General features: G+C 43.9%; 13 protein-coding genes and 1 pseudogene. 10 read left to right on the top strand and 4 right to left on the bottom strand.

The window, feature by feature from the left end; all coding sequences use genetic code 11:
* Window positions 1-80: 80 nt before the first annotated feature.
* A complete protein-coding gene (locus VEA_RS18035) occupies window positions 81-1,118 on the bottom strand; it encodes a DUF4382 domain-containing protein (protein ID WP_006741417.1) in 1,038 nt (345 codons plus the stop codon).
* 232 nt (window positions 1,119-1,350) lie between these two features.
* On the opposite strand from VEA_RS18035, the gene VEA_RS18030 reads away from it, so the two are divergent.
* Complete coding sequence (locus VEA_RS18030) at window positions 1,351-1,590, top strand: HP1242/YdcH family protein (protein ID WP_005392770.1); 240 nt, start codon at window positions 1,351-1,353, stop codon at window positions 1,588-1,590.
* Between the two features lie 73 nt (window positions 1,591-1,663).
* Here the strand turns inward: VEA_RS18030 and VEA_RS18025 are convergent, their stop codons facing one another.
* Window positions 1,664-2,335, bottom strand: a complete 672-nt coding sequence (locus VEA_RS18025; RefSeq protein WP_006741418.1) for a cupin domain-containing protein — start codon at window positions 2,333-2,335, stop codon at window positions 1,664-1,666.
* 207 nt (window positions 2,336-2,542) lie between these two features.
* On the opposite strand from VEA_RS18025, the gene VEA_RS18020 reads away from it, so the two are divergent.
* The 6 genes from VEA_RS18020 to VEA_RS17995 all read left to right on the top strand — a co-directional run bounded on the left by VEA_RS18020 (window position 2,543) and on the right by VEA_RS17995 (window position 9,347).
* The gene (locus VEA_RS18020) at window positions 2,543-3,685 is read left to right on the top strand and encodes a hypothetical protein (protein WP_006741419.1); all 1,143 of its coding nucleotides are present in this window, start codon (window positions 2,543-2,545) and stop codon (window positions 3,683-3,685) included.
* Window positions 3,675-4,601, top strand: a complete 927-nt coding sequence (locus VEA_RS18015) for a metal ABC transporter solute-binding protein, Zn/Mn family (RefSeq protein WP_006741420.1) — start codon at window positions 3,675-3,677, stop codon at window positions 4,599-4,601. The genes VEA_RS18020 and VEA_RS18015 overlap by 11 nt, the downstream gene beginning before the upstream one ends.
* Window positions 4,602-4,603: 2 nt before the next feature.
* Complete coding sequence (locus VEA_RS18010) at window positions 4,604-5,407, top strand: metal ABC transporter permease (protein WP_006741421.1); 804 nt, start codon at window positions 4,604-4,606, stop codon at window positions 5,405-5,407.
* 272 nt (window positions 5,408-5,679) lie between these two features.
* On the top strand, window positions 5,680-6,399 hold the full coding sequence (locus tag VEA_RS18005) for a beta-ketoacyl-ACP reductase (protein ID WP_006741422.1): 720 nt from the start codon (window positions 5,680-5,682) through the stop codon (window positions 6,397-6,399).
* A gap of 311 nt (window positions 6,400-6,710) precedes the next feature.
* Window positions 6,711-7,442: a hypothetical protein gene (locus tag VEA_RS18000; protein ID WP_012842374.1), complete on the top strand. Its 732-nt coding sequence runs from the start codon at window positions 6,711-6,713 to the stop codon at window positions 7,440-7,442.
* Window positions 7,443-7,973: 531 nt separating this feature from the next.
* Window positions 7,974-9,347, top strand: a complete 1,374-nt coding sequence (locus tag VEA_RS17995; protein ID WP_041853090.1) for a carbohydrate porin — start codon at window positions 7,974-7,976, stop codon at window positions 9,345-9,347.
* Between the two features lie 63 nt (window positions 9,348-9,410).
* Here the strand turns inward: VEA_RS17995 and VEA_RS17990 are convergent, their stop codons facing one another.
* The gene (locus tag VEA_RS17990) at window positions 9,411-10,397 is read right to left on the bottom strand and encodes a LacI family DNA-binding transcriptional regulator (protein WP_006741424.1); all 987 of its coding nucleotides are present in this window, start codon (window positions 10,395-10,397) and stop codon (window positions 9,411-9,413) included.
* A 235-nt stretch (window positions 10,398-10,632) separates the two neighbouring features.
* Here VEA_RS17990 and VEA_RS17985 point away from each other — a divergent pair, with 235 nt between their 5' ends.
* The 3 genes from VEA_RS17985 to VEA_RS17975 all read left to right on the top strand — a co-directional run bounded on the left by VEA_RS17985 (window position 10,633) and on the right by VEA_RS17975 (window position 14,647).
* Entirely contained in the window at window positions 10,633-12,072 is a 1,440-nt protein-coding gene (locus VEA_RS17985; RefSeq protein ID WP_006741425.1) for a sucrose-specific PTS transporter subunit IIBC, read from the top strand.
* A 165-nt stretch (window positions 12,073-12,237) separates the two neighbouring features.
* Complete coding sequence (locus tag VEA_RS17980; RefSeq protein ID WP_005392790.1) at window positions 12,238-13,161, top strand: aminoimidazole riboside kinase; 924 nt, start codon at window positions 12,238-12,240, stop codon at window positions 13,159-13,161.
* Window positions 13,162-13,192: 31 nt separating this feature from the next.
* Window positions 13,193-14,647 (top strand): sucrose-6-phosphate hydrolase, encoded by a 1,455-nt coding sequence (locus tag VEA_RS17975; protein WP_012842371.1) that lies wholly within the window; start codon window positions 13,193-13,195, stop codon window positions 14,645-14,647.
* 79 nt (window positions 14,648-14,726) lie between these two features.
* On the opposite strand, the pseudogene VEA_RS24655 reads toward VEA_RS17975, so the two are convergent.
* Window positions 14,727-14,837 (bottom strand): annotated as a pseudogene (locus VEA_RS24655) (dihydrofolate reductase family protein); the annotation flags it as partial.
* Window positions 14,838-15,042 lie beyond the last annotated feature (205 nt).

The raw sequence follows: 15,042 nt of genomic DNA, 5'->3' as shown, positions 1-15,042 counted from the left end.
TTGTGGTGAGCAAAGAGCTGACCAAGAGCGCCATGAAGAAAAGGCAGAGCTTGTGCTGGCTCTGCCATTTCTAGGGGATCTTAAAAGTTTGCGTCTGTATTAGTACCAACGGATACGTTAAGTCCGCTAGTTGATTGATAAATGCTGAAAGTTTCGCCAGCGACAATACCTTCTTCAGAATCGTCATTTGCCGTACAGGTATAACCGACCGAGTAAGTACCAGGTTCTACAAAACCGAATTCGTACTCGTAATTTGCATCATCAACATCTTGAACCACGTTCGCTGCTGCGATTGGCATTGCTTGGCCTTCTGCGCCGGCAAATGGCCCCATGTTTTCTTCAGCGATATTTCCTTGATATAAGTAGACCGCGTGCGCATATCCGTTTGCACTTGGGGTATCCGTTTCGCAGCTTTGATAGGTCAATGTTGCGACATCACCCTGAATCTCCCCCGTTGTAACCGTGTTAATTAAAGTGACGGAGGTGCGTTGAATGCTGTAGCCTTCATTTTGGCCTGTTCCGTCTTTTAAGCCACGGCGCAGATCAAATTCAACTACGAACTCATTATTGTCAGGGTTGACTGCAAAGGTGTTGTTAAAGAACAGTACCCCAGAATCAGGATCCTTTCCGACACCTTGTGGGCAAGCACCATCACCTTTGACGGTCAGTGGGATTTGATTTCCTGTCTCTTCGTCAATCACATACGATGGGTAGTTTGGATGATCGCCATCATTAGCAAACACGCAGAGTTTATAATTACCAGTTGGTATCAGTTCATCATCCACCAATTCCTGCGCGTCACTGCCTTGGAAATTGAGTAAGTTAACACTTAGTGGGAGTGGATCTTCACCTTCGGGAAGGGGGTTACCATCTTCGTCGACCAAATTGCCTTCTTCGTCTGTTTTATACACATCGAATACTTGTGGTGTGCCACCATCCAGAGGAAGAAATGCAACTTTGTTATATGTGATCACCACTTCTGATACGTCATCAATAGGGGCATCTGATACGGACAAAGTAACAGGAGTCATTGTACTGACAGAGTCACTGTCTGAATTACAGCCAATAAGTGCAACGGCTATTGATGCACTGATTAGGCCAATTTTCATGCTGTTCATTAGATGTACCTTTTTATGAGAAGTGTATTAAATGTAGCTTATTATTGACAAAATACAGAATAACAACGAGCGGAGTTACCGGGTCGAAAACAATGACGAACCATCATTAAGACGTTCAGTAAAAGTGTGCTCAAATCGACGATATTGTGCTCAATGAAGTGCTATGGTTAAGAATGTGTCGCTCAAAAAATGAGCGGAGATATACATCAATAACTCTAGCCAAGAGGTCTCTATGTTAGGTGAAAATCACTCATTAACTCATGAATTCCCAGAACATTTGGATACCATTACTCAGCTTGCCGAAAACGATGCATCATTTGCTGAAACCGTTAAAAACTACAATGCTTTAGATAAGGAAATCCGCGTACTAGAACTGCAAGGAAGCCCGATTGATGATCACGAAATGAACGTGTTAAAACATAATCGAGCTGAGCTCAAAGATTGGCTCCACTCGAGAATTATGGGCTCTTAGCGACGCAATGATCATCGGCTCGTAATCTACGAGCCGATTTTAGTTTCAAGGGACGATGCCAAGTATTCCAACATTAGGGTTGCTGAGCAGGAGCTTGGAGTGGCAGGTGGCCTGTTTTTACCCAAATGATCGTTTCTTGCTCTACAAAAGGAAAGTGCTCACTCATATGTGGACTGCGTATCCAAGAGTAGGGAGGATAGGTTCCTAGCTCGTCTTTAAACTCCCCCGATAACACAAAAATTTCTTCACCACCAAAGTGACGGTGTGGTTGAAACTTCTCGTCTTTCGGCCATTTAACCAATGCGACATGTTCATTCTCAAAATCATGCAATGGCATGACTTTCAGCCCACCAATGCCAGGTAACCAATTCGCTTCGTTCGTGTTGATGCGAACTGTTTCAAGATCATCAGAATTGAATTGATTTAGTTTAACTAAAATCACACAGCCTTCTTTGCTATAGGGCGCATGCTGACTTCCAGGAGGGTTACGCAAGTAGGTTCCAGCAGGGTAGTCACCATGTTCGTCAGAGAACACTCCTTCGAGCACTAATATTTCTTCTCCGTGAGGATGAGGATGAGTCGAAAAGTGCGAGTTTGGCTCATACTTCACTACGCTGGTGGTGTGCCCTGATTCTTTGGCTTCTCTTTCCAAAGGTTTACGCCACACGCCTTTGGAAGGGCTGGCGATCCACTCCTGTTCACCTGTTTCTATCACGATTCTTTTCGAGAAATCCATATTCAACATACTGAAATTCCGTTACTTATCTAATGATTGACTCTCAATAGTATACGTATAAAAAACATCAATTGATTCACTTGTTGATAGTCAAAATCAGGGATTGAATACGAGCTAGCAGTCGGAACCAAGTTAAATTTCTGCTTGTGTAATGATAATTGTTATATTATAACATTGCAAAATTAAATGTTATAACATAACAAAAGGAAGGAAGTAGTGAATAAGAAATTGGTTTCTCTCGCGATCGGTAGCATCTTTGCGTCCCCTGTTTTTGCCGATACATTATCGAACCCACAGATTGGTGTTGTTGTTGATGGCTACTACCAAGATGGTCAACGTCATAATTCTGAGCGCGAAGAGGGCTTTGGCCTAGGCCATACGGAATTGAACTTATCATCAAATATTGACGACAAGTTTCACGGTGCGTTGACCGCTGTTCTTGAAAGTCATGGCGATGAGACAGAATTAGAGCTTGAAGAAGCATTCATCGAAACTTTGGCATTGCCATACGGTGTAAACGTGCGCGCGGGCCGATTCCTATCTGACTTCGGTTACCTCAACAATCAACACATGCACACTGACAGTTTCGTTGAACGCCCAATTGCTTACCGTACTTTCCTTGGTTCGCATTACTATGATGACGGTGTACGCGCAAACATCGTTCTGCCAACCGATCTTTACGTGAAGTTTGGTGTAGAAGCATTAAGCGGCAACAAGATGTCTTCTGTTGAAGATGGCTCTAAAGTTGGTATTTACACGACAACGATGAAGCTTGGTAATGATTTCTCTGAATCTTCCAGTTGGCAGTTTGGTTTAAGCTACCTGCGTAACGAAAATGGCAAAGTTAAAGAATTCGAAGATCACGACCATGGTCATGGTCACGAAGAAGAACATGACCACAGCCACGCTGCGGCTGTAACGGGTGCGAACCTATACGGCGCAGATTTTGTGTGGAAGTGGGCACCAGATGGTAACTACAAGTACAGCAACTTCACGCTATCTGCGGAATACATGTTGTTAGACGGTGTAGTAGACAGCAAATACAAGAACGATGCAGAGTCACCAGACAACCTAAGCGCATACTATGTTTCGGGCGTTTACCGCTTCAACCCAAGTTGGTCAGCTGGTCTACGTTACGGCGAAGCAGAAAGCTACGATGGTCATGCACACGGCGACCACATGCATTTCACAGCACTGAATGATAAAGAGATGGATGCGATGATCGCATGGGATTCTTCTCATTTCGGTACGATCCGTGCGCAATACACTCGCATTGATAACCAAGACAGCGAAACAGACAACGTGTTTACTCTGCAATACGTGATGACATTTGGAGCGCACGGTGCACATGCGTTCTAAACTTGCGATAAGTAAATGCAGTTTAGTGATGATGGCGGCGGGAGCTGCCATCATCTCTTCGCCTGCTTTGGCTCTCAACATTTTCGTTTGTGAGCCTGAATGGAAAGCTTTTCTTGAAAGTCATGCCCCAAACGCCACCATTTACTCAGCAACCACGGCTAAGCAAGATCCGCATTATGTTCAAGCTCGTCCGTCTTTAATTGCCAAGATGCGCCAAGCTGACATGGCGATGTGCTCTGGCGCTGAGTTGGAGGTAGGTTGGTTGCCGATGCTTCAAAATAGAAGTGGCAATAGTGCTGTTCAAAATGGTGCTCAAAGCATGATTTATGCGACCGATTTCGTGCGTATGTTGGACTCTCATGATCATGTTGACCGCAGCATGGGGGACATTCATGCGCACGGAAATCCACATGTTCAGTTTGCGGCAAATGACATGATTCCATTATCTCGTAAAGTAACTGAGCGCTTAAAAGCGATTGATCCCGACAACGCGCAAAGTTACCAAGTGAATGGTATGAAGTTTCGCGCGAAGTGGCAAAAAAAGCTCAATGAATGGGAACAAAAAGCTCAACCATTACAGGGGAAACGGGTCGTTGGATATCACTCCACTTACCGATACCTATTTGATTGGCTAGGTATGGTTCAAGTCGCGGATCTTGAACCGAAACCGGGGATATCGCCAACGACGTCGCATCTGCAATCTTTAACTCAATTGGATGCCAAACAGTTTGACGCTATTGTGTTTTCATCTCATCAAGATCAACGTCCGGCTATGTGGTTAAAGCAACAAACGGATAAGCCTGTAGCGCAGTTACCTTTGACGGTCTCAAAACAGCAAAGCTTAGATGAGCTCTATGATGAAGTGATTACTGATCTGCTCGCCACGTTGGTATCACCCAGTTCAGTGAAATTTTAATTATGGGTGAATACCTTTGGTTAGCGCCAGCGGTTTTGTGTGGCTTAATTGCGTTAGTTGGCAACATCGTTCTGGGGCAACAAGTTCTTAATCGTCAGATCATCTTTATAGATTTGGCGGTTGCTCAGGTCGCAGCATTGGGAGCGGCGCTAAGTCACTATTGGCTGAACTCTTCTTCTTGGTATGCTGGTTCTCCTTGGCTATCCGAATCATGGCTTGGCAGCATGCTTGGTCCTTGGATGATGTCTTTGGTGCTTTGTGGTGTTATTGCTGCGCTTGAAAAGCGTAAACATCCTCACCTAGAACCGATGATCGGCAGCTTGTTTGTTGTGTCCGCTTCATTGGCAGTATTACTGGTTAGCAAAGACCCACACGGTGCCGATTTTATTCAAGGGATCTTGAATGGTCAGCTACTGTGGTCAACATGGCAAGATGTTTGGCCTTTGGCTGTCATTACGGGGGCAATGTTATTGTTGCTAACGCTAAAACCAGAGTTTATGCATGGTAGCGGTTTTTACCTCATCTTCGCTATTTTGATGCCTATCACCGTCAAACTGACAGGGATTTACTTGGAGTTTGCCTTGCTTGTGATTCCAGCTTTAGGTGCCGCAAGCCTTAAAGGTAGACGTTTTTTAATCGCCAGTTTAGGTATCGGAACAATTGGTATTCTGCTGGGGATAGCAGCTTCTGCAAAGTATGATTTACCGAGCGGTGCGACGATTGTTATTACGTTGTTTATCATCGGAGTGATATTTAACCTGCTCCCACCCTTCAAAAGGCACGTCTTGTTAGAGACAAAGCATTAACACGGCATTTACTCAAAGCACCACTGGCATTGTTGGTGCTTTTTTCTTCAAAGGCTTAGGGCTCACCATCGTATTTCTATCTTGATTCTAGGAATAATACGGGCTGAAACATCATCAAGTTGTCTTGATTCATTCACATCCTACTTCCAGAATATTCCTATAGTTTCATTATCTAAATAAACCCCTTTGCGTATGAGAAGCACAAAACCACATAACGATAAGCGCTTAGGAGCAAGCAAGATTTGTACTCTCAACATTTAAGGAAGACCAAGATGAAAGACGAAAAAGTCGCCGTCGTTACAGGGGCTGCTCGCGGTATAGGGCAGGCCATTTGCGAACAATTACTAGAAGATGGATTCCACGTCGTGGGGCTAGATATCTCGCCTGTGGAGTGGAGTCAGTCGCCAAACCTTTCAAGTTATCAAGTGAATCTCTGTGAGGCCGCAGCGGTAAGTGAAGTGGTCGACCGCATCGTCGCGAAACATCAACGCATTGATGTTCTGGTCAACAACGCCGGGATAACGAGAGATGCACTGCTGCCAGACATGTTAGAGCAAGACTGGGACAGCGTTATCGACGTGAACCTAAAGGCGGTGTTTTTACTCACCCAGCGCGTTGCTCCTGTCATGCTAGAGCAGGGTGTAGGTAGTATTGTCAGCATTTCTTCTATTGTGGGAACGGATGGCAATATTGGTCAAAGTAATTATGGCGCGAGTAAAGGTGGCGTGATAGCGATGAGCAAAGGCTGGGCGAAAGAGTTAGCAAGAAAAGGCGCTCAAATCCGAGTCAACTGTGTTGCTCCAGGTTTTATCGCTACCGACATGACAAAGAGCTTGCCTGAAAAAGTCATTCAAATGATGGAAAGTAAAACGCCTCTGGGACGCATGGGCTCGGCGCAAGACATTGCGAATGGCGTTGCGTTTCTAGCGTCTGATAAAAGTGCGTTTATAACCGGACAAGTGCTCAAGATTGATGGTGGGTTGGTGTTATAACTCGCTAATCAAAACATCAAATAACAAACGCCCTTTACTTATGTGAAGGGCGTTTTGTTGGGTAACGCTATTCGGGCTTTTGACACGTTCACTTTATTCGTTTCGCACTGCCGGATTTGTATGATTAAGTATAGAGTTAGAACACGTAATTCATTCTGGCATCGTTCTCTGTTATTAACCTAGCAATTTAGCTAATCAAAAATATTAACTTCGAAATAGAATAACTATTGAGGTATTAAAGTATGATTTTATTGCCCATGATATTGTTTTAAATGATAATGCCACTAAATAATTAACTTTGAATACTCACTATGTACTTAAAAACTGTACTGTTTAGCGCGTCAACTCTTCTTATTTTGGGCTGTAACTCCGAATCAACTAACCCATCTACTGAAGAAAGCGGATGGATAGTTGTAAGCTCTCACTCCGAGCCAAGAAAACATCAGGTAATTTACGAAAAACATAGCAGGAAAGGTCTAAGTCTTGCCACTAACGTTCCGGATCTTGACCTGCCTTTAACTTACCAATTGGCGAACCAAATTATTGAGGTCAAAGAAGAGCTTACATTTGGTGAAAATATTGATGGGAACCGCCTAACTTGGAAAGCTATTGGCAATTCTAAACTTAGAGAAAACCAAGTCCACTACGGAGTTAATAAAGATTACTCAGCTTCTAATGAAGGTATTGCTATCGGCTATGTTAACTTTGAGTCGAGGTTTGAGGCTGAAGGAAAGCTTGGAATCGAAAAGTTATTCATTGCGATGTATGACGATGTCAAGAGTGTCAAATTTTACTCTGGATGGGATAGTTCTAAAATATCTTGTTACCAAAATACGTTTGATGAAGACTTAGCTTGTTACGGTGAAATTTTAATTAACGACGATATAGTTCATGTTTTTGATAAATATCTGCCGTATGAATATGTAAACATGGTTTACGACACCGTTATGTCCAAAGGTCGAGAAGAGATAATTGAGGCAGATTTTCAACATCAAATTAAATACTTACTAGTCGCCAAAGAGAATAACGTTGAGATGCATTAGACTACATTAGCTTGATTACTTTTTGGTAATGAGTGGCTTTTCGAAACCGATGTGACCATGAGCAAGATTATTGGATTTTACAAAACTCATTTATGTTCAAAAAATGAGTTTTGTAGATATTAAAATGCATGGAGCCAATGCTCTCACTGATTCTATGAAGTTTTTTGTGCGCTCTAACCACAAGACAATCTATAAAAGACGTTGAGCCAACGTCTCTGCCACAATGCCACCTGTTAATAAGGCTGAATTTCAATGCCTGTTTCTCATTACCGTTCAAATGTGCGCTGGTTAATGATTTTTCTGTAAGTAACACAATTGAACGTGATAGAAGTAACAAAATTGCTTCCTTGCGGTAACGTTCCCGAAAATTTTATATATTATCGCCCCATTGATACAAGTGATAGAGACGCTCTGTATCTGAGCGCTCTGAAATTCAGGCTTTAGATGGACATTTAAAGTTACCATATGTTTGCAATTTTTCTTGGGAACGTTTGCAAAACCCTGAGTATAAATTTACGTGAGACTATGGAAATGAAACTACACACTTTGACGATGGCAGTAGCGCTTGGGCTGGTTACTGCACCTGCATTCGCAACAACAGATGTTGACGCTCTTGAAAAGCGAATTAATGAATTAGAACAGAGACTTGAACAGACAGAAAAAGTATCCACAGAAGCAAATGAGAAAGCCTCAAGCTTTGAGTTTCATGGCTACGCTCGTTCCGGGCTGCTCATTAATGATGATCTGAATGGTGCAGTGGGTACTGGTCCTTACATGACGGCAGCTGGTGCTATTGGCGCTCCAATTGGACGATTAGGGGTTGAGGATGATCATTATGTGGAAGCAAACCTTATTCACAAACGCTTTGCAGATGATGGTTCCAGCGCATTGTTCCGAATCATGTTGGCAGATAGTACGGAAACCAATAACGAATGGACAGCGAGTGAGAGTCAATTAAACGTTCGTCAGGTATATGCTGAGCTAAACAAGTTGAGCATGTTCTCTGAATCAAGTGCGTTTGCTGACGCAACGTTTTGGGCAGGTAAACGATTTGACCGTGATAACTTTGACATTCACTTCTTTGACTCGGATATCGTTTTCCTATCTGGTACTGGTGCTGGCGTGTATGACGTCCAAATGAGCGATTCGTGGAAAGCAAACTTCTCGATCTATGGTCGTGATTTTGGTGAGATTGATAGCTCGTCAACTGATATTGAAAACTATATAGCGACAATGAACAACCGCTTTGGTAATTGGCAATTGATGCTGAGCGGTATGACGTCTGCTGATAACAATGATCGCGTAGAAGGTGCAGCGGACAAAGGTTTACATGCGATGTTTGCCTACCATGGCGATAACTTCTTTGGCATGAGTGAAGGCTTCTCTAAAACTGGTATTTTGATGGGTGATGGACTGGGTGCAGAACTTAAAGGCATTGGTTCAAACGGTGATTTGCTAGAAGACGCAAAAGCCGTACGCTTGTTCAGCTATGGTGTAACACGCATCGGCGACAATTGGCGTGTAGCACCTGCGTTGTTAGCAGAACACAGCCAAGATCGCTTTGCTAAAAATGATGAATTTACGTGGGCATCGTTCAACATCCGCTTAGCGCAAGAGTTTACACAAAACTTTGAGATGGTTTATGAAGGCTCATACCAATACATGGACCTAGACAATGCGATTGATAAAGCAAGTGGCAGTTTTTACAAAGCGACAATTGCACCAACGCTTAAGATGTCTACCGCAGCAGGTTTCTTTGACCGTCCGGAGCTACGTTTTGCTGTTAGCTACGTAGATTGGAGCGAAGACTTGAATGGCTACTCGATTAGCCAGGATGCGGGCGCTGCAACGATGGGTGATGGTGGTGAAGTTCTGTTTGCACTGCAAATGGAAACTTGGTTCTAAAGGGATCTAACCGACAAAGAGTAATAAGAAAAGCGCCAACTGATTTCAGTTGGCGCTTTTTCATTAACAGGACTGACGCTCAATTGCTTTGAAGGTTAGTACCATCTTACTCATTTCAAAACTTCTGTTGGCAATTCTGTCTAGCAACAGTTTCGCACCATTTTCACCTGCTTTATCAAATGCATAGTTAAATGTTGATAAGGTTGGGGTGCACACTGATGCGAGCTCATCATCACCAACTCCTAGCACTAAAACGTCTTTACCCGGTGTTAACCCGAGCTCTTGAATCGCTCTCATCGCACCGATAGCAATACGGTCTGTCGCACAGAACAAGCCATCTAGCTTACGGTTCTCTGTTAAGTGTTGTTTTGCCAATGCATAGCCAGAGTCGATGGTAAAGTCACCACGAGCATGGAAGGCGAGCTCAAAACCATGGTGTTGCAGCGCCTGAACAAATCCTTCAGAGCGTTGCTTATCTACCGCGATATCGTCACCTTGTACGCCAATAAAGCCCATGGTTTGGCAACCTTTTGCAACCAGTCTATTTCCCGCTTCAAACCCTACTCGTGCGTCATCATGAATGATGCTTGGAATATTAAACATGGAACCATCTTGACCGACGAGCACAACTGGGACCGCTGAGTTTTGAATTGCTTTGACCAGCTTGGAATCGAGGTGGGTCGCGTAAAGAATGATCCCTTCAACCCGTTTTTGGTTAAAGATCTGAATGTATTCCAGTTCTTTTTCGTGGGCTTGGTGAGTGCTAGCAAGTAAGACATGCTTCCCGGCTTTTTCAAGGACATCGGTTAATCCATCGACACCTTGGGATGTGGCATGAGAGGAAACCCGAGGAACAATGACACCAACCAGATTGGTCTTTTGAGATTTTAGATCTTTAGCGACTTGGTTCGGCACATAGCCACACTCCGCTACTGCTTGGCGGACCTTCTGTTTTGTCGCTTCTTTTACGCCATACTCATCGTTTATAACCCGTGACACTGTTGATTTTGATACGCCAGCCAGACGGGCGACATCATGCAGACTCGCCATTGTTCCTATCCATTCTGTTTTTCGTTTTTGGGATTGTTTGCAAAGAGAAGATGAAAAGCTCTTTGATAAGTAGCGATTCTAACCTCCTATACTGCTCTTAGGGAGAGAATTTGACGATCATTCTCACATTCTCTCAGCTTTATCTTTGATCATTTGGTTTTATTGAGCAAAAATCTGTTTTGCAAACGTTCCCGAAAATTTCGTAAGCTCAGATAATAATCCAATGGGGTATGAAATGAATTATCCGGCAGTAGCAAAAGAGTTGTTAACTCTATTAGGTGGTAAAAGCAACATCACCGCACTTGCACATTGTGCGACACGCTTACGCCTTGCCGTTGCAGATGAGCAAAAAATAGATGAACAAGCGATTGATAACCTTGAAGGGGTAAAAGGGCAGTTCAAAGTTGCGGGTCAGTACCAAATCATTTTTGGATCAGGCATCGTAAACCAAGTTTATGCAGAAATGGCGAAGTTGACGGGGATGAGTGAAATGTCCACCAACGACGTTGCGTCTGCTGGCGCAGAGAAACAAAACATCGTTCAGCGCGCGGTGAAAGGGCTGTCTGATATTTTCGTCCCAATCATTCCAGCAATCGTCGCTGGCGGTTTGTTGATGGGTATTTACAACCTACTGACTGCCCAAGGCTTGTTTATTGATGGTAAATCCTTGATTGAGGCCAATCCAGGACTGACAGACTTGGCGAACATGATCAACACGTTTGCAAACGCGCCGTTTGTTTACCTGCCTATTCTGCTGGCATTTTCAGCCAGCAAGAAGTTTGGCGGCAACCCATATTTAGGGGCAGCGCTAGGTATGTTGATGGTTCACCCTGACTTGCTGAATGGTTGGGGATTCGGCGGCGCATCTGTGTCTGGCAACATTCCGGTTTGGAATATTCTTGGTTTTGAAATCCAAAAAGTGGGTTACCAAGGTTCAGTGTTACCGGTTTTGGTATCGGCATTCATTCTTGCGAAGGTTGAGCTAGGCTTACGTAAAGTCATACCTTCTGTTTTAGACAACCTTTTAACGCCATTACTGGCGATTTTCATAGCGGGTTTGCTGACGTTTACTGTCGTCGGTCCGTTCACGCGTGATATCGGTTTCCTATTGGGTGATGGTCTGAACTGGCTATACAACACAGCTGGCTTTGTTGGTGGTGCGGTATTTGGTCTTATCTATGCTCCGTTTGTTATTACCGGTATGCATCACAGCTTCATTGCGATTGAAACGCAACTTCTTGCGGATATTGCGACGACAGGTGGCACCTTTATCTTTCCTATTGCGGCGATGTCTAACGTTTCTCAAGGTGCTGCAGCGTTGGCGGTGGGCATAATGAGTAAAGATAAGAAGATGAAAGGTATTGCGATTCCATCGGGTGTCACGGGTTTGCTGGGTATTACAGAACCAGCCATGTTTGGTGTTAACTTAAAACTACGTTACCCATTTATCGCGGCAGTTTGCGCTGCGGCGTTATCAAGTGCGTTCATTACAATGTTTAATGTGAAAGCTCAGGCATTAGGGGCAGCTGGTCTTCCAGGCATCATTTCCATCACGCCAGATAAGATTGGTTACTACATCGCGGGTATGGTGATCGCGTTCTTGACCGCATTTGTTCTCACCATTGTTCTTGGTATGCGTGACCGCGCTAAAGTCGGTAAAAAAGCAGCGGCTTAATCTGAACTCCTTAAGGGTGGAGCCCCCCAAAATCCACTTCTTTTCCTAAATGTTTGGGGTGCTAGCCAAGCACTAATGGCTTGGCTAGCCTTTTTCAATTTTTACTTGGTAGTGAAGGTGTTCAACACGTTGGGCTATCAGGGCTTTAATTTTAAGGTAAGCAAGATGAATCAAGTGTGGGTAACTGGTGATGCTGTTGTCGATCTAATACCGGAATCTGAGACTTCTTTACTCAAATGTCCCGGTGGTGCACCAGCGAATGTCGCCGTAGCGATTGCTCGTCTATCTGGTAAGAGTGCGTTTTTTGGACGTGTGGGTGATGACCCATTTGGTCGCTTTATGAAATCAACTCTGGATCAAGAGGGCGTGTGCACGGAGTTTCTCGTTAAAGATCCTGAGCAAAGAACATCAACAGTGGTGGTGGATTTAGACGATCAAGGTGAGCGCAGCTTTACGTTTATGGTAAAACCGAGCGCTGATCAGTTTATGTCTGTTGAAGATATCCCAAACTTTAAGCAAGGTGACTGGCTGCATGTTTGCTCGATTTCACTGGCAAATGAGCCAAGTAGAAGCAGCACATTTGAGGCGATCAAAAGAGCAAAAGCCGCTGGTGGTTTCATTAGCTTTGACCCTAACCTGCGTGATGAAGTGTGGCAAGATCAATCAGAAATCCAAGCTGTCGTAATGAAGGCTGTAGCGATGGCTGATGTGGTTAAGTTCTCTGAAGAAGAGCTTTTGTTCTTAACTGACTCAACATCGATGGCACAAGGTTTACAACAAATAGCCGCTATGAATATTGCGTTGGTCTTGGTGACACAAGGTGCGAAAGGCGTTTGGCGCGTCTTTGAAAGTCAGAGTGAGCTGATCACAGGTCAAGTCGTTAGTCCGATTGATACCACAGGTGCGGGTGATGCTTTTGTCGGAGGGCTACTGGCATGTCTGTCTCAACATGACGATTGGAAAAATCATCCTGTTGTTAGCTCTGCGATTCAATGGGCAAATGGCTGTGGTGCATTAGCGACGACGCAAAAAGGCGCAATGACTGCGCTTCCGACCCAGACAGAATTGCTGCAATTTATTGGGCAATGATCTCCAGATCCAATTTCAGTTGAGAAAAATTATGAGCTTAAACAACCGTTGGACTGTAGAGCAAAGATATCGCCGACTTGAGCAAATCCCTCAGTGTGATATCGAAGAAATGACACTTTTACGTCAGCAAGATAAAGGCTTTCCTAGTTTTCATATCGCCCCTAGATTTGGGCTGTTAAATGACCCAAATGGGTTGTGCTATTTCAATGGTGAGCACCACATCTTTTACCAGTGGACACCTGTGGGACCAGTCCATGGAATGAAGTATTGGTATCACCTTTCTACTAAAGACTTCATCCATTTTACTGATCATGGCGTGGGTCTTCATCCTGACCAAGACTACGATTCACATGGTGTCTATTCGGGCGGCGCTTTGGTGGAAAACGACAAGGCTTTGCTGTTTTTTACTGGCAACAAGCGTGACCAAAACTGGAACCGAATTCCAACACAGTGCTTTGCCACCATGGATTCAGACGGCAACATTGAAAAACATGGTGTGGTCATTGAGAACGAACATTACACGGAGCACTTTCGTGACCCAAAAGTTTGGAAGAAAGGCGACGACTATTTGATGGTGGTGGGTGCTCAAACCAAAACTGAGCATGGTTCAATGGCGCTCTATCAAAGCAAAGATTTGAAAACGTGGCAGCATAAAGGTCCTATCAAGACCAAGTTTTCTGACCTTGGGTACATGTGGGAGTGTCCTGATTTCTTTGAGATTAATGGTCAATCGGTGATGCTGTTTTCTCCACAGGGCGTGAGCAGTAGTAATTCTTATGATTTCAAAAACATCTATTCTGTCGCGTATATCGTGGGTGATCAGTTGAACCTAGAGTCGATGACTTTAGAAAACCACCAAGATATTTTGCAGCCAGATTATGGGTTTGATTTCTACGCCCCACAAACCTATTTAGATGAGAATGGGCGTCGCATTCTTATTGCATGGATAGGGTTGCCAGAAATCGACACGCCATCGGTCACACACCAGTGGGCAGGAATGTTGTCTCTTCCTAGAGAACTAACGTTGAAAGATGGTTTTCTTGTTCAAACTCCACTCCCTGAGCTGAAGAGTTTGAGAAAAGAAGAGGTGGTCTTTGCACAATCCCATACACTGGAAAGCACCAATTGTTTGATCCAATTAGACCTTGAGGGCGATGGCTTTGAACTTGAGCTGAGTAACCTCAAAGGTGACAACATCGTCTTTAGTGCGACAGAGCACGAGTTTATGCTGGACCGTCGTTACATGTCTCATTTGTACGCAGAAGAATTTGGTGGCATTCGAAAAGCACCAAGATTGGACGCTAAGCAGACGATTGATATATATATCGACAACTCTGTCATCGAGATTTTTATTAATGGTGGCAAACACACGATGACCAGTCGTTTCTTTATTGATGACCTCAATAAGGTAACGTTGAAAGGGTTGGAGCAAGCAAGGCTTTTCCCTTTGAAAGGCATCACTGGTTTGTTTGAATCAGCTAAGTAACGGTTTCGATTACAAAGATATTAAAACGCCCTTCATTGACTCAGTGAAGGGCGTTTTTCTTTTTAACTATCTAACCTAACTATCTTTCACGTACGTAAGTCTTCTGAACCAAAGTATCTAACACTACTTCGTTCTTAGTGACTGTAAAGTTAAGCGGTTGTTCTAAATCACCAAACAGAGGTGCGCCGCCGAGTTGGGCTTACTCATTATTGTTAGCATCTCGAACCTAACTCACATTAACACAACGTTTTTCCTTATAGCGTGAAAGAAAATCCCATAACCAAAGGTTCTAATTAAGTGAAAGGTCAGGACTTTTATTTGAAGATTCCGGCCTAATATCTTGGGTATGCCCATTTATCGAATGCGGTGGGTTACTTCATCATGCTTGCTGGCGC

The organism is Vibrio antiquarius, from assembly GCF_000024825.1.
Classification (GTDB): Bacteria; Pseudomonadota; Gammaproteobacteria; order Enterobacterales; family Vibrionaceae; genus Vibrio; species Vibrio diabolicus.
This window is presented reverse-complemented; position numbering and strand designations above follow the sequence as displayed.

Bases quoted from the DNA above. Each gene is read 5' to 3' on its own strand.
- VEA_RS18035 (WP_006741417.1), bottom strand. From the start codon at position 1,118: ATGAACAGCATGAAAATTGGCCTAATCAGTGCATCAATAGCCGTTGCA.
- VEA_RS18030 (WP_005392770.1), top strand. From the start codon at position 1,351: ATGTTAGGTGAAAATCACTCATTAACTCATGAATTCCCAGAACATTTG.
- VEA_RS18025 (WP_006741418.1), bottom strand. From the start codon at position 2,335: ATGTTGAATATGGATTTCTCGAAAAGAATCGTGATAGAAACAGGTGAA.
- VEA_RS18015 (WP_006741420.1), top strand. From the start codon at position 3,675: ATGCGTTCTAAACTTGCGATAAGTAAATGCAGTTTAGTGATGATGGCG.
- VEA_RS18010 (WP_006741421.1), top strand. From the start codon at position 4,604: ATGGGTGAATACCTTTGGTTAGCGCCAGCGGTTTTGTGTGGCTTAATT.
- VEA_RS18005 (WP_006741422.1), top strand. From the start codon at position 5,680: ATGAAAGACGAAAAAGTCGCCGTCGTTACAGGGGCTGCTCGCGGTATA.
- VEA_RS18000 (WP_012842374.1), top strand. From the start codon at position 6,711: ATGTACTTAAAAACTGTACTGTTTAGCGCGTCAACTCTTCTTATTTTG.
- VEA_RS17995 (WP_041853090.1), top strand. From the start codon at position 7,974: ATGAAACTACACACTTTGACGATGGCAGTAGCGCTTGGGCTGGTTACT.
- VEA_RS17990 (WP_006741424.1), bottom strand. From the start codon at position 10,397: ATGGCGAGTCTGCATGATGTCGCCCGTCTGGCTGGCGTATCAAAATCA.
- VEA_RS17985 (WP_006741425.1), top strand. From the start codon at position 10,633: ATGAATTATCCGGCAGTAGCAAAAGAGTTGTTAACTCTATTAGGTGGT.
- VEA_RS17980 (WP_005392790.1), top strand. From the start codon at position 12,238: ATGAATCAAGTGTGGGTAACTGGTGATGCTGTTGTCGATCTAATACCG.
- VEA_RS17975 (WP_012842371.1), top strand. From the start codon at position 13,193: ATGAGCTTAAACAACCGTTGGACTGTAGAGCAAAGATATCGCCGACTT.